The sequence below is a fragment of the Castellaniella defragrans genome (genome assembly GCF_014203015.1).
GTDB classification, from domain to species: Bacteria; Pseudomonadota; Gammaproteobacteria; order Burkholderiales; family Burkholderiaceae_B; genus Castellaniella; species Castellaniella defragrans.
The window spans coordinates 197389-216066 of record NZ_JACHIB010000003.1; the positions used below are offsets into that span (position 1 = coordinate 197389).

Consider the following 18678-nt stretch of genomic DNA (forward strand, 5'->3'; position numbering starts at 1 on the left):
GTGAAGCCGGGATGCCGGAGGCTGCCGCGTGTACAAGGGGAGCGTGATTGGATTCGGGTTCTGAATCCGCGCGCGGCGACGGGCGGTTCCGTGCCTGGTGAATCCACTGGAGCGCGTGGTGGCGGGTGGTTCCCCGACAACCGCGCGAGGCGCCGGCGGCTTCCGAAGGGAGGCCGGGGGAAGTCGGCGGGCGTGTCCGAGCCGCGCAGCAGCGAGTTCGCCCGCCGCTCGGCCGGGCGAGGAAGGGCCGGGCAGTCCGACCGCAGGGAGGACCGCCGAGCAGGGCGGAGGGGAACCGCCCGTCGCCGCGCGCGGGTTTAGAAAGCGATGCTCCATGCGGCGAGCATCCCCGCTGCATCATCCCGCATGGGTCGAGAGCCCAAAAAAACAGGGCTGGCCATCCGAAGAGGCCGGCCCTGATCCGGATGATCCGTTCAGTCGTGGAACACGTCGTCCAATGAAGGAGCGTCCACGAAATTCAAGGACCACAGCATCAGCTGCGATTCCGTGGCGTTCTGGACGCGTTGCGTCACGTCGTCAGGGATGGGCCCGAAGCGCCGTTCGATCAGGCGCAGCAGCAGGTCGGCCTGGCCTTCCAGTTTGCCTTCCAACCTGCCTTCCTGTTTCCACTGTTGCGCCCAGACGCCGGGTTTTTCGCTGATCATCATGGCCAGTTCCTCCAGAGTATTGACGGGGGGCAGGGGTTCGTCGAGGGCGGCGTTGGATTGGGCCACCAGCAGTAGCCAGGCTGTCATGCTGCGATTCAGTTCCTGGAATTCAGGGCCCTGGGTCGCCTGAACGAGAGTGTGCACCAAAGCCCGCCATTGCTCAATCTCCCGGCTGGCGCCCAGGCGGAACATCAGGGCGGCCAGGTTCGTGTCGGGCAATCCGCCGGCTTGCAACAGGGCACGTTCTTCCACCAGCAGATAACGCATCTGCAACTGATAGGGCCGCAGATCGTTGGGCATGTCGGCGATCAGGCCAGCCATGTCCGGCGAGGCCCGCCAGGGCGTGGTGCCGCTGTACAGCACGACAGGCAGTACCGGCGGCAAGGGCAGTTCGATGTGGAGGGCCCGCAATAGGGACTGATACGACAGGCCCGTGTAGACGGCGGTACGCAGCGGCATCGTCGCATCGGATTCGCTCTGATGTTCCAGCAACAGCAGAATGCACAGATAGCCTGGTGGCGATGCGTCCCCTGGCCTGCGTCGGCGGGAAATCAGCCAGGCGATGTCGCCTGATCGTTTTTTCAATCGGTCGCTGATGTAATTGGTCGGGACGGATTGCGCGCCATTCCAGTCCAGGGCATCGAACAGCGTGGCGGAGAGTGTGCAGGCCATCAGATCGCGCACCATGGCGGGGTGCTCGAACAGGCGTCGGTAGGCGGCATCGGTCTTGCCCATGATCGGTGTCCATCGGGTTGGCGATGGAAGTCATGATGCAGGGGGAGGGGCTGCTATGAAAGCGTATTTGGGTGATTTTGATCAGGTTTGTCACTGAGGAAAAATCCCCGATTTGCCGTTGCCTGTCGTGGTCAACCCCCAGTCAGGGTCCTGCAGAGTCTTGGACATGCCCTGACGGAGCGCGCGTCGGCGAGCGGTTCCCCGACAACCGCGCGAGGCGCCGGCAAGGCGGAGGGGAACCGCCCGCCGACGCGCGCGGGTCAAGAAAGCGATGCTCCATGCGGCGAGCATCCCCGCTGCGTCATCCCGCATGGATCGAGAACCCAAAAAAACAGGGCCGGCCATCCGAAGAGGCCGGCCCCGTGCGTGGCGCGGGAGAACGGGGGACGTTATCCGAGCTCGACCTCGGGCCCGTCCTTCTTGACCGGCTTGACCAGGTCCTCGCGCTTGATGCCCATCCACATCGCCAGGGCGGCGGCCACGAACACCGACGAATAGATGCCGAACCAGATCCCGATCGTCAGGGCGAGCGAGAAGTTGTGCAGCGTCGGCCCGCCGAAGAAGAACATCGACAGCACCATCATCTGCGTCGAGCCGTGCGTGATCACCGTCCGGGAGATGTTCTGCGTGATCGAGGCGTTGATGATCTCGCGCACCGAGGCCTTGCGCTGCTTGCGGAAGTTTTCGCGGATCCGGTCCATCACCACCACGGATTCGTTCACCGAGTAGCCCAGCACCGCCAGCACCCCGGCCAGCACCGACAGCGAGAATTCCCACTGGAAGAAGGCGAAGAAGCCCAGGATGATCACCACGTCGTGCAGGTTCGCCAGCGCGCACGAGGCCGCCAGCTTCCACTCGAAGCGCACGGCCAGGTACACCATGATGCCGACCACCACGAAGAGCAGCGCCATCAGGCCGTTGTGCAGCAGTTCCTGGCCGACCTGCGGCCCCACGAATTCCACGCGGCGCAACTGCACGCCGGGGTTCTGCGCCTGCAGGGCCGACAGCACGGTGCGGCTCTGGGCGGCGGTGTCTTCGTTCGGGCGCACCGGCAGGCGGATCATCACGTCCTGCGAGGTGCCGAAGTTCTGCACCTGGAAGTCGGTGTAGCCCAGGGCGTCGATGGCCGTGCGGATCTCGGACACCGGCGCGGACTGCTCGTAGTGGACCTCCATCACCGTGCCGCCGGTGAATTCGATCGACAGGTGGAATCCCCGGGTGGCGATGAAGAAGACGGCGGCCAGAAAGGTCAGCAGGCTGATGACGTTCAGGATCAGCGCATGCCGCATGAACGGGATGGTGCGATGGATGCGGAAGAATTCCATGATGTGTCCTGGGTGCGGGGTGGACGGGCTCGGGGCGCGGGCCCGTCAGTCCTGCTTGGGTTTCCAGATCTGGCCGATGGAGATCGACTTCAGCTTGCGCTGGCGGCCATACCACAGGTTGGCCAGGGCGCGCACGCCGACCACCGACGAGAACATCGAGGTCAGGATGCCGATGCAGTGCACCACGGCGAAGCCGCGCACCGGGCCGGTGCCGAAGGCCAGCAGGGCGACGCCCACGATCAGGCTGGTGAGGTTGGAGTCGAAGATCGTCGCCCAGGCGCGGTCGAAGCCCAGGTGGATGGCCTGCTGGGGCGGCAGCCCGGCGCGCAGTTCCTCGCGGATGCGCTCGTTGATCAGCACGTTGGCGTCGATCGCCATCCCCAGCGTCAGGGCGATGGCGGCGATGCCGGGCAGGGTCAGCGTGGCCTGCAGCATGGACAGCACCGCCAGCAGCAGCAGCACGTTGAAGCTCAGGCCCAGGGTGGAGAACAGACCGAACAGGTGGTAGTACAGGATGATGAAGATCGCGATGGCGGTGAAGCCGTACAGCGTCGAGTCGAAGCCCTGCTTGATGTTGGCGGCGCCCAGGCTCGGGCCGATGGTGCGTTCCTCGATGATGTGCATCGGCGCCGCCAGCGAGCCGGCGCGCAGCAGCAGGGCCACGTCGGCGGCTTCCTGCGCGGTCATGCTGCCGGAGATCTGCACCTGGCCGCCGGGGATCTCGGAGCGGATCACCGGGGCGGTGACGACTTCGCCCTTGCCGTTCTCGAACAGCACGATGGCCATGCGCTTGCCGATGTTGTCGCGCGTCACGTCGCGGAAGATGCGCGCGCCCTTGGAGTCCAGCGTCAGGTTGACGGTGGGCTGCTGGGTCTGATGGTCGCGGCCGGGCTGGGCGTCCTGCAGGTTCTCGCCCGTCAGGATCACCTGGCGGCGCAGCAGCAGGGGGCGGCCGTCGCGGTCGGTGTAGCGCACCAGGCCGAAGGGCACGCGGCCCGAGGCCAGCGCGGCCGTGGCGGTGGGCGAGTCGTCCACCATGTGGATTTCCAGGGTGGCGGTGCGGCCCAGGATGTCCTTGGCCTTGGCCACGTCCTGCACGCCCGGCAGCTGGACCACGATGCGGTCGCCGCCCTGCTGCTGGATCACGGGCTCGGCCACGCCGAGTTCGTTGATCCGGTTGTGCAGCGTCTGGATGTTCTGCTTCAGGGCGTTGTCCTGGACCTGGGTGATGGCGGCCGGGCTGAGCGTGCCGTCCACCAGCCACTGCTCGCCGGACTGCCCGGTCGTGAAGACCATTTCGGGCATCGCGCGGCGCAGCGCGTCGACGGCGGCGTCGCGGTCGGCCTGGGTGGCGAAGGTGGCGCGCACCGACTGCTGGTTGCGCTCGACGTCCTCGACCTTGAGCTTGGCGTCGCGCAGCGTGGTGCGCGCCTCGCCCGCCATGGAATCGTAGCGGCTGGTCAGGGCGCCCTGCATGTCCACCTGGAGCAGGAAGTGCACGCCGCCGCGCAGGTCCAGGCCCAGGTACATCGGGTGCGCGCCCAGGGATGAGAGCCAGTTCGGCGAGGCCGACATCAGGTTCAGGGCGATGGTGTAGTCGGGGTTCTGCGGGTCCGGGTTCAGGGCCTTTTCGAGCTGGTCCTTGGCCTTGAGCTGGGTGTCGGTGGAGTCGAAGCGCAGCCGCACCGTGCCGACCGGGCCGTTCATCTCGAAGGAGCCGGCGGTCGGCTGCAGGCCGGCCTGGTCCAGGACCTGCTCGGCCCGCGACAGGGTGTTCTGATCGACCTTGACGGCCGTCTTGGCTCCCGCGATCTGGACCGCCGGCGATTCACCGTAGAGGTTGGGCAGCGTGTAGAGCACGCCGATCAGGACGGCGGCCAGAACGATGAGGTATTTCCAGAGAGGGTAGCGGTTCATGGTCGATCGGGTGGGGCGGGTCTGGAGAGACGAGGCGCCGCGGGGGCGGCGCCCGCCGGGCGAACAGGTCCTAGAGCGACTTGATCGTGCCCTTGGGCAGCACGGCCGTGACGGCGCTGCGCTGCACGATGGTTTCCACGGCCTTGTCGCCCGACTGCGCGATTTCGACGGTCAGGTAGTTGTCGCTGACCTTGCTGATCTTGCCCAGCATGCCGCCCGTCATGATGATTTCATCCCCCTTGGCCAGGGCTTCGACCATCTTCTTGTGGTCCTTCTGGCGCTTCATCTGCGGACGGATCATCAGGAAATACAGGATGACGAACATCAGGATGATGGGCAGCATGCTCATCAGCGGGTTCGCTTCGCCGGCGGCTTGGGCCGGGATCAGGGACAGGGTGTCGACGAGGGACATGGAGGCTCCTGCGGGTCGGTGGGGTTCGATGGACGGACACGAGCCGCAGGGCATCGGGCTCATGAAGCATGAGGCCCGTGCACGAAGCTCGTGTATGAAATTAACTCTTGATTGTAGCGGGATATCCGCCGGGCCGCGTCCGGGTGCCCGTGCGCCGGGCGCCCGCACGGCAGGCGAGGCTCATTCGATGCCGCGCGCCCGGTCGCGGTGGAAGGCCGCGCGCCAGGACTCGAAGCGGTCCTCCTCGATGGCCGTGCGCATCTCCGCCATCAGGCGCAGGTAGAAATGCAGGTTGTGCAGGGTGTTCAGGCGGGCGCCGGTGATTTCCCCGGCGCGCTGCAGGTGGTGCAGGTAGGCGCGCGAGAAATGCCGGCAGGTGTGGCAGCCGCAGGCGGGGTCCAGCGGGCGGGTGTCGTCGCGGTAGCGGGCGTTGCGGATCTTCAGGTCGCCGTGGCGGGTGAACAGCCAGCCGTTGCGCGCGTTGCGGGTGGGCATGACGCAGTCGAACATGTCCACGCCCCGGCTCACGCCCTCGACCAGGTCCTCGGGCGTGCCCACGCCCATCAGGTAGCGCGGCGCCTGGGCGGGCATGCGCGGGGTCACGTGGGCCAGCACGCGCATCATGTCCTCCTTGGGCTCGCCCACCGACAGGCCGCCGATGGCGTAGCCCTCGAAGCCGATCTCCGTCAGCCCAGCCAGGGACTCGTCGCGCAGGTCCTCGTACATGCCGCCCTGGATGATGCCGAACAGGGCGTTGGGGTTGCCCAGCTCCAGGAAGGCCTGGCGCGAGCGGCGCGCCCAGCGCAGCGACATGCGCATCGAAGCGGCGGCCTCTTCGTGGGTGGCGGGGCGCTCGCCGATGCGGTAGGGCGTGCATTCGTCCAGCACCATGGCGATGTCGGAATTCAGGCTGCGCTGGATGCGCATCGATTCCTCGGGCGTGAGGAACAGGCGCGCGCCGTCGATGGGCGAGGCGAAGCGCACGCCTTCCTCGGTGATCTTGCGCATGCCGTCCAGGCTGAAGACCTGGAAGCCGCCCGAATCGGTCAGGATCGGCCGGTCCCACTGCATGAAGCCGTGCAGGCCGCCGTGGCGGTCCAGGATGTCGGTGCCGGGGCGCAGCCACAGGTGGAAGGTGTTGCCCAGCACGATCTGGGCGCCGATCTCCTCCAGCTCGTGCGGCAGCATGGCCTTGACGCTGCCGTAGGTGCCCACGGGCATGAAGATCGGCGTCTGGACGACGCCGTGGTTCAGCGTCAGGCGGCCGCGGCGGGCGGCGCCGTCGGTGTGCAGCAGGTCGAATCGGAGTCCGGTCATGGGGTCGGGGCCTGGGGCTGGTCTGCGGGGGCGAGGTCCTGGGCGGCCTCGATGAACATGGCGTCGCCGTAGCTGAAGAAGCGGTAGCGCGACCGCACGGCGTGGGCGTAGGCGCGGCGGATGGGCTCCAGGCCCGCCAGGGCGGACACCAGCATCAGCAGCGTCGATTGCGGCAGGTGGAAATTGGTGATCAGGGCATCGACGTGGGCGAAGCGGTAGCCGGGCGTGATGAACAGCCGGGTGTCGCCTTCGCAGGCGTGCTCGCCGTCGCCGTCGTGCGCGGCGGCTTCCAGGGAGCGCACGCTGGTGGTGCCCACGGCGATCACGCGGCCGCCGCGCGCGCGGGTCTCGCGGATGCGGCGCAGGGTGTCGGCCGGCACGACGTAGCGTTCGGCGTGCATGACGTGCTCGCTGATGCGCGCGACGCGCACCGGCTGGAAGGTGCCGGCGCCCACGTGCAGGGTGACGAAGGCGCGCTCCACCCCCATGGCGTCCAGGCGGTCGAGCATGGCCTGGTCGAAGTGCAGGCCGGCGGTCGGCGCGGCCACGGCGCCCGGCTTGGCGGCGTAGACGGTCTGGTAGCGCGCCTCGTCCTCGCTGCCGGCGCCGTGCGTGATGTAGGGCGGCAGCGGCACGCTGCCGTGGCGCTCCAGCAGTTCCAGCACGGGGGCGGGGAAGGCCAGCTCGAACAGTTCGTCCCGGCGCCCCAGGACCTCGGCCTCGAAGGCGCCGTCGGCCAGCGCCAGCCGCGTGCCGGGGCGGGGCGACTTGCTGGCGCGCACGTGGGCCAGCGCGCGCCGGGGCTCGGTGATGCGCTCGATCAGGACCTCGACCTGGCCGCCGCTGTCCTTGCGGCCGCGCAGCCGGGCCTTGATGACGCGGGTGTCGTTGAAGACCAGCAGGTCGCCGGCGCGCAGCAGGCCGGGCAGATCGGTGAATTGCAGGTCGTGCAGGCCGCCGGCGCCGTCCAGGCGCAGCAGCCGGCTGGCGTCGCGCCGCGCGGCGGGGTGCTGGGCGATGAGTTCGGGAGGAAGTTCGTAGTCGAACTGGGCAATGTCGAGGGAATCGGTCACGGGCAGGCCGGGCGCGGGCGAGGGCGTCCGGGGAAGGAAACGGTCGGGGGAATGGAAACGGGAGGTATTTTAGTCCGATGCGTCCGCGCGATGCGCCGCCGGTCCCGCGCGTCGGCGCGCCGGCGTCCCGTCCGGCCGGATGGCGCGCCCCGCGGGCCCTTGCCTGCGCCCGCCCGCTTTGGATTATGCTGGCGTTTTTTGGCGCCGGGCCGCCCCAAGGCAAAATGCGCGCCCTTTCCGGGGCGGCGAGCCGAGGGCGCGGCGCGGGGCGTTTCACAGCGGGTGGCGGCATGCGGTTGGCGGGACGGATGATGCGGGGATCGGGGCACTCACGGTGGCTGCGGCGCCTGGGCGCGGGGCTGGCGGCATGCCTGCTGGCGGGCGCGTCGCTGCGCGCCGGCGCGCAGGCCCTGCCGCCCGAGCTGCAGAAGGCCTGGAAGGCCACGAAACTGCCGCTGTCGGCCCTGTCGCTGGAGATCCGCGAGGCCGGCGGGCCGGTCATCGCCCGCATCCAGGCCGACGAGCCGCGCAACCCGGCCTCGGTGATGAAGACCGTGACCACCTGGACCGCGCTGTCGGCGCTGGGGCCGGACTACGTCTGGCGCACCCGCTTCCTGTCCGACCCGGGCGCCGACATCGACGACCAGGGCACCCTGTCGGGGCCGCTCTACGTCCAGGCCGCCGGCGATCCCTGGTTCCGCCAGGAAGACCTCTGGAACATGCTGCGCGAACTGCGCCTGCGGGGGGTGAAGAACCTGTCCGAGGTCGTGGTGGACCGCGGGCGCTTCGGCAACGTGGCCATCGACCCGGGCGACTTCGACGACGCCCCGGACCGCCCCTACAATGCCAGCCCCGATGCGATGATGGTCAACTTCGGCGCGACCCGGGTGGTGTTCCTGCCCGATGCCCATGCGCGCCAGTGGGTTCCCTTGCTCGATCCGCCCACGCGCGACGTGCGCGTCGAGGGCCGGCTCGAATGGCTGGACGGCGCCTGCAAGGGCTCGCCCGTGGTGGCGGCCGACGTGCGTCCCGAGGGGCCCGGTTCCGTGATCCACGTCGCCGGCAAGGCCGTCGGCGCCTGCGGCGAGTTCAGCGTGTACCGCCTGGCCGGCGATCAGGACGACCATTTCGAGGCCCTGTTCCGCCTGCTCTGGCGCGAGCTGGGCGGCACGCTGTCGCGCGGCTTCCGCGAAGGCGCCGTGCCCGCGCGCGCCAAGCCGCTGGCCTGGCACGATTCTCCCACGCTGGCCGAGGTGATCCGCCAGATCAACAAGTTCAGCAACAACGTCATGGCCCGCATGACCCTGCTGACCCTGGGCGCGGAGCTGAACGGCCCGGGCGCCACGCCCGACAGCGGCGGCCGCGCGGTCCGGCAGATCCTGAAGAACCAGGGCGTGGACACCACCGGCTGGGTGCTGGACAACGGCTCGGGCCTGTCGCGCCAGGGCCGCATCACGGCGCGCGGCCTGGCGCAGATGCTGGACGTGGCCTGGCGCTCGCCGATGATGCCCGAGTTCATCTCCTCGTTGGCGATCTCGGGGGTGGACGGCACGGTGCGCCGCCGCCTGCGCTCCGAGGACACGCGCGGCCAGGCCCACCTGAAGACCGGCACCCTGCGCGACTCGCGCGCGCTGGCCGGCTACGTGCGCGGGGACAGCGGCAAGCGCTACATCCTGGTCAGCCTGGTCAACGATCCGGGCGCGGCCGCCGTGCGGCCCTTCGATGATGCCCTCGTCGAGTGGCTGGCGGACCGCTGAGCCGCGCGCGGCTCGACACGCCCTTCGCGGCGGGGCGGGGCTCCGGCGTTGCCGGCATGCCCGCCGCGCCCGCATGCCCGCCGCACCCGCATGCCCACTGTTGACAATCTATTAGTTTATTTCTAAATTAATATGAACTAAATTAAAGAGCGCGTGAGGCGGAGCCGTGCCGGTCGAGCCCGGGACGATTCGTCTTGACCGAGGAGACAATATGACCACCGCGCATGTGGACACCTTCGCCCGCGACCATCTGCCGCCGCCCGGGCAGCAGCCCGAATTCCTGTTCGAGCTGCCCGAACTCCGGTTTCCCGAGCGCCTGAACTGCGCCACCGAGCTGCTCGACCGCCACGTCGCCGAAGGGCGCGGCGGCCGCGTCTGCATCCGCGCGCCGGGCGTGACCTGGACCTATGCGGACCTGCAGGAGCGCGCCAACCGCATCGCCCACGTGCTGGTCCGGGAGATGGGCCTGGTGCCGGGCAACCGCGTGCTGCTGCGCGCGCCCAACAATCCCATGCTGGCGGCCTGCTGGTTCGCCGTCATGAAGGCGGGCGGCATCGCGGTGGCGACGATGCCGCTGCTGCGGGCCAAGGAGCTGAAGGCCGTCCTGGAGATCGGCCAGGTCACGCACGCCCTGTGCGACGCCACCCTGGCCGAGGAAATGGATCTGGCGGCCCGGGCGTGTCCCGTGCTGCGGCAGCTGCGGTATTTCAAGCAGGACGGCCCGGACGGCCTGGAGGCCGCCATGGCGCGGATGCCGGGCGAGTTCCGCAACGTCGAGACGGCCGCCGACGACACCTGCATCCTGGGCTTCACGTCCGGGACCACGGGCGTGCCCAAGGCCACCATGCATTTCCACCGCGACGTGATGGCGATCTGCGACTGCTGGCCCAAGTACGTGCTGCGGCCGGTGGCCGACGACGTGTTCATCGGCAGCCCGCCGCTGGCCTTCACCTTCGGCCTGGGCGGCCTGCTGCTGTTTCCCCTGCGCGTGGGCGCTTCCGTGGCGCTGCTGGAAAAGGCCGGCCCGCCGCTGCTGCTCGAAGGCATCCGCGAGTTCGGCGCCACCGTGCTGTTCACCGCGCCCACCTCGTACCGGGCGCTGGCGGCCCATGGCGCCGAACTGCGGCGCACGCCGCTGCGCAAGTGCGTGTCGGCGGGCGAGGCGCTGCCGGCGGCCACGCGCGCCCTGTGGAAGGAAGCCACCGGCATCGAGCTGATCGACGGCATCGGCGCCACCGAAATGCTGCACATCTTCATCTCGCACGACGAAAGCAACGCCCGGCCCGGCGCCACCGGCAAGCCGGTGCCCGGCTACCGTGCCAGGGTGGTGGACGACGCCGGCCGGGAGGTGCCCCCCGGCACCATCGGCAAGCTCGCCGTGCAGGGCCCCACGGGCTGCCGCTACCTGGCCGATCCGCGCCAGAAGACCTACGTGCGCGACGGCTGGAACCTGACCGGCGACGCCTACCTGATGGACGCCGACGGCTACTTCTTCTACCAGGCGCGCACGGACGACATGATCGTCTCGTCGGGCTACAACATCGCCGCGCCCGAGGTCGAGGAGGCCCTGATGCAGCATCCCGCCGTGGCGGAGTGCGCCGTGATCGGCGTGCCCGACGCGGACCGCGGCCAGATCGTCAAGGCCTTCGTGGTCCTGCGGTCCGGCCAGGCGCGGGACGAGGCGATGGCCAGGGCGCTGCAGGATTTCGTGAAGGCGACGATCGCGCCCTACAAGTATCCGCGCGCCGTGCAGTTCCTGGATGCGCTGCCCCGCACCCAGACCGGCAAGCTGCAGCGTTTCCGGCTGCACGAGCAGGAGTGAGCCCCTGCGCGCTTCGAGCGGCTGCCTGGGCCGCCCGGCTTGACGTATGATGCGCCAGGAGCGCGCCGCCCCGGCCGGGGGCGGGCCTCCGTGTGCAATCAGGCGGAAACCCAGGCGGAAAATCAGGCGGACATCATGGCTGACATCGACCCGCGGCGCTTCATCCCGGAAGGCAAGGACTTCCATTACGACGAGTTCCCGTTCTACTGGCTGGTCCGCCTCCACGCCCTCTACACGCTCGAACTCGAACGGGTCCTCAAGCGCCTGAAGACCGGCATTCCCCAGCGGCGGGTCCTGATCGTCCTGCGGCAGCACGGCGTCGTCAGCATCTCCACGCTGGCCATGCACGTGGTCATCAAGCCGTCCACGCTGACGCGCATCCTGCAGCGGATGCGCGAGGCGGGGCTGATCGAGATGCGCACCAACGCCGAGGACGCGCGCGTGACCGACGTCCTGATCACCGCCGAGGGCGAGGCGCTGGCCGTCCGGATCGAGGAGGCGACCCACCGGATCTTCGTGCGCGGCTACCGCGGCCTGGATGCCGGCGAGCTGGAGCACCTGATGAAGACGCTCAGGCACATGTTCGAGAACCTATCCGAGCACTGACCCGGCGTCGGCGGCATCGGTGCCGGTGCCGGCTTCAGCATCGGCGGAGGCATCGGCATCGGCGCCCGCGCCCGGTCGCCCCGTGTGCAGATCGATGATCTGGCGCAGCGTCTTTTTCAGCTCCTCGGCGCGGGCGAGCCCGAAGGGCGCGAGCACGCGGCTTTCGTGCTCGCGCGCCAGGCCGATCAGGCGCTCGATCGTGCGCGACCCCTGGGGCGTGATGCGCACCAGGGTGATGCGCCGGTCGCTCGGGTGGGGCAGCCGTTCGACCTGGCCCTTCGACTCCATGCGGTCCAGCAGGCGGGTGACGGTGGGCTGCTTGGTGACGGTGACCTGGGCCAGCTCGCCGATGCTGATGGGATCGCCGTCGGCCAGGGAGGCCATCACGCGCCACTCGGACACCGAAAAGCCGTGCTGGCGGACCACCTCGTGGAATTCCCCCGAAATGAGCCGGCTCGCCAGCGCCAGCAGGGCGGGCAGGTAGCCGTCGACGAAGCGGGCGGGGGCGGGCGGGCTGGATTCCATGGCGTGCGGCATCTGATTCCTGAGGAGGGGACGACGGCCTCAATTCTATGCCCGTCCGGTGGCCGGAGCGCATGGGCTTAGGGTAAATCATGATAATGAATATGTTCACTCATAAACTATAATCCGACCAGAAGCCGTCCCCCGAGAGACGGCGTATCCACGATTCTGGAGCGAGACCATGGCCGAGCGATCATTCGTCGCCGAAGTCGAGAAGCTGCGATTGCCGGCGGGAGAAGTCTTCCGCGGCGAGGGCATCCTCGCCATCACCAAGGCGCTGCTGGAGTCCGGGGTGGCCTACATCGCGGGCTACCAGGGCGCGCCCATTTCGCACCTGATGGACGTCCTCGCGGATGCGCAGGACATCCTTGCCGAATACGGCATCCGCTTCGAGAACAGCGCCAGCGAGGCCACCGCCGCCGCGACGCTGTCGGCCTCGGTGAACTATCCCCTGCGCGGCGCGGTCACGTTCAAGGCCACCGTCGGCACCAACGTGGCCTCCGACGCGCTGGCGAACCTGTCCTCGGGCGGGGTCACGGGCGGCGCGCTCGTGATCGTGGGCGAGGACTATGGCGAGGGTTCCTCGATCATGCAGGAGCGCAGCCACGCCTTCGCCATGAAGTCCCAGATCTGGCTGCTGGATCCGCGCCCCAATCTCCCCTGCATCGTGCAGGCCGTCAAGGACGGCTTCGAGCTGTCCGAGGCCAGCCATACGCCGGTGATGCTGCAGGTGCGCATCCGCTCCTGCCACCTGCACGGCCAGTTCGTCGCGTCGGACAACCGGGCGCCGGCGTTCTCCGTGCGCGACGCGCTGGAAAACCCCGTGCGCGACGTCGGCCGCATCGTGCTGCCGCCGGCCAGCTTCGTCCACGAAAAAGAAAAGATCGAGGAACGCTGGCCCGCGGCCGTGCGCTTCGTCCAGGAGCGCGGGCTCAACGAGTTCTTCTCCGAGAAGGCCGCGGACGTGGGCATCGCCCTGCAGGGCGGGCTCTACAACACCGTGATCCGCGCGCTGCAGCGCCTGGGGCTGGCGGACGTGTATGGCGAGTCGCAGATCCCGCTGTACGTGATGAACGTCACCTACCCCCTGGTGGACGACGAGTTCGAGCGCTTCTGCCAGGACAAGAAGGCCCTGCTGGTGCTGGAAGAGGGGCAGCCGAACTTCATCGAGCAGAACGTCGCCTCCATCGTGCTGCAGCGGCGCCTGGACGTGCGCCTGCATGGCAAGGACGTGCTGCCGATGGCGGGCGAATACACGGCCGCCACGGTGCGCACCGGCCTGCGGGCCTTCCTGGAGCAGTACGGCTGGACCCTGCCGGGCGTGGCCGCCGAGGCCGCGCCGCCGCGGACGGCACAGGCCGCGCCCGCCGAAACCCCGGCCTCGGCCACGGCCGAAGCCGCCGGATCGGCCGTGGCCGAGGCCGTGATCCCGGCCGCCGTCCCGGCCGGGGCCGCCGGGGCGCGGGACGAGGACATCCTGCCGCCCTTGAGCGAGACCGTGTATCCGCGCCCCCCCGGGCTGTGCACCGGCTGTCCCGAGCGGCCCATTTTTTCCGCCATCCGGCTGGTCGAGCGCGAACTGGGGACGCACCACATCAGCGCCGACATCGGCTGCCAGCTGTTCTCCATCCTGCCGCCTTTCGACCTGGGCAACACCACCATGGGCTACGGCCTGGGCGGGGCGAGCGCCGCCGCCCTGAACGTCGCCCCCGGCAGTGCGCCCGCCAGCCGCCGCGCCATCTCCGTCATGGGGGATGGCGGGTTCTGGCACAACGGCCTGACCAGCGGCGTGGCCAACGCGGTGTTCAATCAGAGCGACAACCTGACCATCATCGTGGACAACAACTACACCGCCGCCACCGGCGGGCAGGACATCCTGTCCACGCACAACACCGTCAATCCCACCCGCAGCACCGGCCACGAGATCGAGGACGCCGTGCGCGGGGTGGGGGTGAAGTGGGTGCGCACGATCCGGCGCACCTACGACACCAAGGCCATGACGGCCGCCCTGCGCGAGGCGCTCACCACCCTCTCGGCCGGCCCCAAGGTGCTGATCGCCCAGAGCGAATGCATGCTCAACCGCCAGCGGCGCGAAAAGCCGCTGCGGCGCAAGGCCATCGCCGAGGGCAGGCGCGTCGTGCGCGAGCGCTTCGGCGTCGATCCCGACACCTGCACCGGCGACCATTCCTGCATCCGTCTGTCGGGCTGCCCCTCGCTCACCATCCGGGACAATCCCGACCCGCTGCGCCAGGAGCCCATCACCGCCGTGGAGGACACCTGCGTGGGATGCGGCCACTGCGGCGAGGTCGCGCACGCCGCGGTGCTGTGCCCCTCGTTCTACAAGGCCAGCATCATCGACAACCCCTCCGGCTGGGACAAATGGAAGCACCGCACGCGCGGGGCGATCATCGCCTGGTTCCAGCGCGGCCTGGCCCGCCGGCGCGACCGGCATGCCTTCTAGCGGCGGGGGACGATCCGACATGTATTCCGAACCGATCAAGATCGCGGTACTGGCCATGGGCGGCGAGGGCGGCGGCGTGCTGGCCGACTGGATCGTCGATCTGGGCGAGGAGAACGGCTGGTTCGCCCAGACCACCTCCGTGCCCGGCGTGGCGCAGCGCACCGGCGCCACCATCTATTACGTCGAGCTGTTCCCGGGCGCGGACCAGCCCGATGCCCGCGTGCCGGTGCTGGCCCAGTCGCCCATGCCGGGCGACGTGGACATCGTCCTGGCCTCCGAGCTGATGGAGGCGGGGCGGGCCGTGCAGCGCGGCTTCGTCACGCCGGACCGCACCACCCTGATCGGCTCCACGCACCGCGTCTATGCGATCGCCGAGAAATCCCACCTGGGAGACGGCCGGGTCGACAGCAACGCGCTCCAGCGGCAGATCCGCCGCGCGGCCCGGCGGCTGATCACCTTCGACATGGCCCGGACGGCCGAGCGCAACGGCAGCGTGGTCAGCGCCGTGCTGTTCGGCGCGCTCAGCGGCGCCGGAGTGCTGCCCTTCAACCGCGCCCAGTTCGAGGCCACCATCGAGCGCGGCGGCGTGGGCGTCAAGGCCAGCCTGGCGGCCTTCGCCGACGCTTTCGAGCAGGCCCGGCTGACGCAGAGCGAATCCTCGCGCCCCACTGTGCGCGCCCGGGAGGGCGGCCGGCCGGCCGCCGATGCCAAGCCCGCCCTGCCGGACCCGGCCGCGGTGGCGCCGCGCCATCCGGAGGTGGCGCGGCTGGTCGAGCATGCCCGCGGCTATCCGGCGGAGATCCAGCCCATCGTGATCGAGGGCATCCGCCGCTGCGTGGACTACCAGGACCCGGCCTACGGGCGCCTGTACCTCGACCGCCTGGATGCGCAGCGGGCGGCGCCCGGCGGCCAGGATGCCGAGATGATGCGCGAGGTGGCGCGCCACCTCGCCCTGTGGATGACCTACGAGGACACCATCCGGGTGGCCGACCTCAAGATCCGCGGCAGCCGCTTCGAGCGCGTGCGCGGCGAGGTGCGCTCCACCGACGGGCAGGTGCTGTCGATCTCCGAATACATGCACCCGCGCATCGAGGAAATCTGCGAGACCCTGCCCGCCGGCCTGGGACGCTGGCTGTCCAGGCCGCATGCCGTGCATCGCCTCGTGGCCCGCCTCACCCGCGATGGCCGCGTGGTCACCACCAGCTCGCTGGGCGGGTTCTTCCTGCTGTATGCGCTGGCGTGGTGGGGGCGCTGGCGGCGCGTCACCCTGCGCTACGCCGTCGAGACCGCGCGCATCGAGGCCTGGCTGGGGCGCCTGCGCGCGGCGGCCGCCATCGATCCCCGCCTGGCGCTGGAGGCGGCCAAATGCCAGACGCTGGTGCGCGGCTACAGCGACACGCACGAGCGCGGCCTGCGCAATTACGAGATCATCATGACGGTGCTGGACCGCCATGCGAAGGCCCTGGCGCCCGCCATCCTGCGCGAACTGCGCAACGCGGCGCTGGCCGACGAGCATGGGCGCGTCCTGCGCGACGCCCTGGCGCGCCGCGGCTTCCCGCTCGACGGGCTGTTCGCCGGGGCCGAAAGGAGCTGTCCATGATCAAGACCCTCACCGGAGGAACCTCCTGATGGCGCGCCTGGGGTATGACGACGTCGCCGTGGCCGTGCCGGTCACCGTGCCTTATCAGCGGTTCTCGAACGAAGGCGCGCACTGGTTCATCGGCCAGGCCGTGCGCGGCCTGGTCGAGCGCAGCGGCGTGGCCAAGGAACACATCGACGGCCTGTGCCTGTCCAGCTTCTCGCTGGTGCCCGATACGGCCGTGGGCGTCACCCAGCACCTGGGCCTGTCGCCGCGCTGGCTCGACCACGTGCCCACCGGCGGGGCGTCGGGCGTCATGTGCCTGCGGCGCGCCGCCCGGGCGGTCCAGGTGGGCGACGCCGACATCGTGGCCTGCGTGGCGGCCGACACCAATCACGTGGATTCGTTTCGCCAGACGCTCGGGGCGTTCAGCGATTTCTCCCGGGACGCCACCTATCCGTACGGCTCGGGCGGGCCCAACTCGGTCTTCGCCATGATCACGGCGCACTACATGCGCACGTTCGGCGCCCGGCGCGAGGACTTCGGCCGCATCGCCGTGGCGCAGCGCGAGAACGCGCTGCGCAACCCCAACGCCCTGTTCAAGAAGCCGCTGACGCTGGACCAGTACATGGCGGCGCGGCCGATCGCCGATCCCCTGCACCTGTTCGATTGCGTCATGCCCTGCGCCGGCGCCGAGGCCTTCCTGGTGATGAGGCAGCAGCGCGCCCGCGACCTGGGGCTCGACCACGTCCTGGTGCGGGCCGCCATCGAGCGCCACAACGCGTTTTCCGACGACCCGGTGATGGTGCGCGGCGGCTGGCGCCAGGACCGCGACGAGCTCTATGCGCAGGCGGGCGTCGGGCCGGACGACATCGACCTGCTGCAATCCTACGACGACTATCCCGTCATCGTGATGATGCAGTTCGAGGACCTGGGATTCTGCGAAAAGGGCGAAGGCCCGGAGTTCGTGCGGTCCCACACCCTGACGGTGGACGGCAGCTTTCCCAACAACACCGGCGGCGGCCAGCTGTCGGCCGGCCAGCCGGGCGCGGCGGGGGGATTCATGGGACTCACGGAGACGATCCGCCAGCTGACGGGCCAGGCCGGCGACCGCGCCGTCCCGGGCGCGCGGCTGGGCCTGGTGGCGGGATTCGGCATGGTGACCTACGACCGCTGCCTGTGCACCGGCGCGGTGATTCTCGGGAGCAGCCAATGACCATGCCCCTGATGCGGCCTCCGCGCAAGAACCCGGTGCTGCGCACCCGGCAGATGAACCTGCCTCCCTGGGCGCGCGGCCGCGTGGCCCTGGGCATGACGGCGGCCGCCGCCGAGGGCCGCTTCGAGCTGCAGGCCTGCGATGCCTGCGGGGCGCTGCAGTATCCGCCGCGCTCGGCCTGCCACCGGTGCCTCTCCAGCCGGCTCGTCTGGCGCGAGCAGGGCGGCGAGGGCGAGCTGCTCACGGAGACGACGCTGCATCACAGCAACGACCTGTTCTTCCGCGAGCGCCTGCCCTGGCGCCTGGGGTTCGTGCGCCTGGATGCCGGTCCCACCCTCATGGTGCACGTGCACGGCGACGTCGGCCCCGCGCCGCAGCGGGTGCGCGTGGGCGCCCGGCTCGATCGCGCCGGGCAGGCCGTCTTGATTGGATTCCCGATGGAAGGAAGTGCGAACATGGCAGACGATCCGATGCTGCGCGAAATGGGCTGCGACCCCAAGTTCCGCAAGGTGCTGGTCACCGACGGCAAGACCCCGGTGGGGCAGGCCCTCGTGCGGGCGCTGGTGGCGGCCGGGGCCGACCTGGTCTGGGTGGGCCATGCCGAGCCCTGGAAGCGGCTGGGCGGGCTGGAGGACATCGCGGCCCTGCCGCAGGTGTCGCTGGTGCCGCTGGACCTCAGCGACAACCGCAGCGTCGTCGAGCAGGCGGGCTCCATCGGCGGCAAGGTGGACATCGTGGTCAACAACGCCGAGGTGCACCGCACGCATGGCATCGCCTCGCGGCGCGGCACCGACGTCGCGCGGGCCGAGATGGACATCAATTATTTCGGCCTGCTGCGGCTCGCCCAGGCGTTCGGCCCCGCGCTCAAGGGGCGCTCGGCCGACGGCACGGCCAGCGCCACGGCATGGGTCAACCTCCTGTCGATCTACGCCCTGTCGAATTTCCCGCCGCAGGGCACCTACAGCGCCAGCAAGGCGGCGGCGCATTCGCTGGCGCAGTGCCTGCGGGCGGAGATGGCGCTGGCCGGCATCCGCGTCATGAACGTCTATCCGGGGCCGGTGGACGACGAATGGAACCAGAACGTGCCGCCCCCCAAGCTGAGCCCCGAGGCCCTGGCCGCCGCGGTCGTCAAGGCCCTGAAGGAAGGGGTCGAGGACGTGTATCCCGGCGACGTGGCGCAGGAGTGGCTGCAGCGCTGGCGCGACAATCCCAAGGTCCTGGAACGTGAACTCTCGATGAACCGTGGCGCCTGACGGCCTGGAGAAGCA

Annotated in this window: 14 protein-coding genes; 7 read left to right on the plus strand and 7 right to left on the minus strand. The window is 69.7% G+C overall.

Annotated features, from left to right (window positions below; genetic code table 11):
- Nucleotides 1-434: 434 nt before the first annotated feature.
- From HNR28_RS03510 to queA, 6 genes are all read right to left on the minus strand, one after another.
- A complete protein-coding gene (locus HNR28_RS03510) occupies nt 435-1403 on the minus strand; it encodes an Rpn family recombination-promoting nuclease/putative transposase (protein WP_043684275.1) in 969 nt (322 codons plus the stop codon).
- Between the two features lie 389 nt (nt 1404-1792).
- Entirely contained in the window at nt 1793-2728 is a 936-nt protein-coding gene (gene secF, locus HNR28_RS03515) for a protein translocase subunit SecF (protein ID WP_151024468.1), read from the minus strand.
- A 45-nt stretch (nt 2729-2773) separates the two neighbouring features.
- Entirely contained in the window at nt 2774-4645 is a 1872-nt protein-coding gene (secD, locus tag HNR28_RS03520) for a protein translocase subunit SecD (protein WP_151024467.1), read from the minus strand.
- A 70-nt stretch (nt 4646-4715) separates the two neighbouring features.
- Nucleotides 4716-5057: a preprotein translocase subunit YajC gene (gene yajC, locus HNR28_RS03525; RefSeq protein WP_043684269.1), complete on the minus strand. Its 342-nt coding sequence runs from the start codon at nt 5055-5057 to the stop codon at nt 4716-4718.
- A 180-nt stretch (nt 5058-5237) separates the two neighbouring features.
- On the minus strand, nt 5238-6374 hold the full coding sequence (gene tgt / locus HNR28_RS03530) for a tRNA guanosine(34) transglycosylase Tgt (protein ID WP_043684267.1): 1137 nt from the start codon (nt 6372-6374) through the stop codon (nt 5238-5240).
- Complete coding sequence (gene queA, locus HNR28_RS03535; protein ID WP_148304984.1) at nt 6371-7447, minus strand: tRNA preQ1(34) S-adenosylmethionine ribosyltransferase-isomerase QueA; 1077 nt, start codon at nt 7445-7447, stop codon at nt 6371-6373. Before queA ends, tgt begins: the two co-directional genes overlap by 4 nt.
- A 308-nt stretch (nt 7448-7755) precedes the next feature.
- Between queA and dacB the strand changes: the two genes are divergently transcribed.
- The 3 genes from dacB (at nt 7756) to HNR28_RS03550 (ending at nt 11632) form a co-directional block, all read left to right on the plus strand.
- The gene (gene dacB / locus HNR28_RS03540; protein WP_409360343.1) at nt 7756-9204 is read left to right on the plus strand and encodes a D-alanyl-D-alanine carboxypeptidase/D-alanyl-D-alanine endopeptidase; all 1449 of its coding nucleotides are present in this window, start codon (nt 7756-7758) and stop codon (nt 9202-9204) included.
- Between the two features lie 211 nt (nt 9205-9415).
- Nucleotides 9416-11026: an AMP-binding protein gene (locus HNR28_RS03545; RefSeq protein WP_043684264.1), complete on the plus strand. Its 1611-nt coding sequence runs from the start codon at nt 9416-9418 to the stop codon at nt 11024-11026.
- A 135-nt stretch (nt 11027-11161) separates the two neighbouring features.
- A complete protein-coding gene (locus HNR28_RS03550) occupies nt 11162-11632 on the plus strand; it encodes a MarR family winged helix-turn-helix transcriptional regulator (protein WP_043687604.1) in 471 nt (156 codons plus the stop codon).
- Here HNR28_RS03550 and HNR28_RS03555 read toward each other — a convergent pair.
- Nucleotides 11618-12157 carry a MarR family winged helix-turn-helix transcriptional regulator gene (locus HNR28_RS03555; protein WP_151024472.1) on the minus strand — a complete coding sequence of 180 codons (540 nt, stop codon included), beginning with the start codon at nt 12155-12157 and terminating at the stop codon, nt 11618-11620. The genes HNR28_RS03550 and HNR28_RS03555 overlap by 15 nt on opposite strands.
- A gap of 178 nt (nt 12158-12335) precedes the next feature.
- Between HNR28_RS03555 and HNR28_RS03560 the strand changes: the two genes are divergently transcribed.
- From HNR28_RS03560 to HNR28_RS03575, 4 genes are read left to right on the plus strand one after another with little or no spacing between them, the layout of a single operon-like run.
- Nucleotides 12336-14615, plus strand: coding sequence for a thiamine pyrophosphate-dependent enzyme (locus HNR28_RS03560; protein ID WP_151024466.1), 2280 nt, complete (start codon nt 12336-12338; stop codon nt 14613-14615).
- 19 nt (nt 14616-14634) lie between these two features.
- Nucleotides 14635-16215 (plus strand): indolepyruvate oxidoreductase subunit beta family protein, encoded by a 1581-nt coding sequence (locus HNR28_RS03565; RefSeq protein ID WP_151024465.1) that lies wholly within the window; start codon nt 14635-14637, stop codon nt 16213-16215.
- 28 nt (nt 16216-16243) lie between these two features.
- Nucleotides 16244-17410, plus strand: a complete 1167-nt coding sequence (locus HNR28_RS03570) for a thiolase family protein (protein WP_151024464.1) — start codon at nt 16244-16246, stop codon at nt 17408-17410.
- On the plus strand, nt 17407-18663 hold the full coding sequence (locus HNR28_RS03575; protein WP_151024463.1) for an SDR family NAD(P)-dependent oxidoreductase: 1257 nt from the start codon (nt 17407-17409) through the stop codon (nt 18661-18663). The genes HNR28_RS03570 and HNR28_RS03575 overlap by 4 nt, the downstream gene beginning before the upstream one ends.
- Nucleotides 18664-18678 lie beyond the last annotated feature (15 nt).

Coding starts and splice junctions, on each gene's coding strand:
- HNR28_RS03510 (WP_043684275.1), bottom strand. CDS start 1,403: ATGGGCAAGACCGATGCCGCCTACCGACGCCTGTTCGAGCACCCCGCC.
- secF (WP_151024468.1), bottom strand. CDS start 2,728: ATGGAATTCTTCCGCATCCATCGCACCATCCCGTTCATGCGGCATGCG.
- secD (WP_151024467.1), bottom strand. CDS start 4,645: ATGAACCGCTACCCTCTCTGGAAATACCTCATCGTTCTGGCCGCCGTC.
- yajC (WP_043684269.1), bottom strand. CDS start 5,057: ATGTCCCTCGTCGACACCCTGTCCCTGATCCCGGCCCAAGCCGCCGGC.
- tgt (WP_043684267.1), bottom strand. CDS start 6,374: ATGACCGGACTCCGATTCGACCTGCTGCACACCGACGGCGCCGCCCGC.
- dacB (WP_409360343.1), top strand. CDS start 7,756: ATGATGCGGGGATCGGGGCACTCACGGTGGCTGCGGCGCCTGGGCGCG.
- HNR28_RS03545 (WP_043684264.1), top strand. CDS start 9,416: ATGACCACCGCGCATGTGGACACCTTCGCCCGCGACCATCTGCCGCCG.
- HNR28_RS03550 (WP_043687604.1), top strand. CDS start 11,162: ATGGCTGACATCGACCCGCGGCGCTTCATCCCGGAAGGCAAGGACTTC.
- HNR28_RS03555 (WP_151024472.1), bottom strand. CDS start 12,157: ATGGAATCCAGCCCGCCCGCCCCCGCCCGCTTCGTCGACGGCTACCTG.
- HNR28_RS03560 (WP_151024466.1), top strand. CDS start 12,336: ATGGCCGAGCGATCATTCGTCGCCGAAGTCGAGAAGCTGCGATTGCCG.
- HNR28_RS03565 (WP_151024465.1), top strand. CDS start 14,635: ATGTATTCCGAACCGATCAAGATCGCGGTACTGGCCATGGGCGGCGAG.
- HNR28_RS03570 (WP_151024464.1), top strand. CDS start 16,244: ATGGCGCGCCTGGGGTATGACGACGTCGCCGTGGCCGTGCCGGTCACC.
- HNR28_RS03575 (WP_151024463.1), top strand. CDS start 17,407: ATGACCATGCCCCTGATGCGGCCTCCGCGCAAGAACCCGGTGCTGCGC.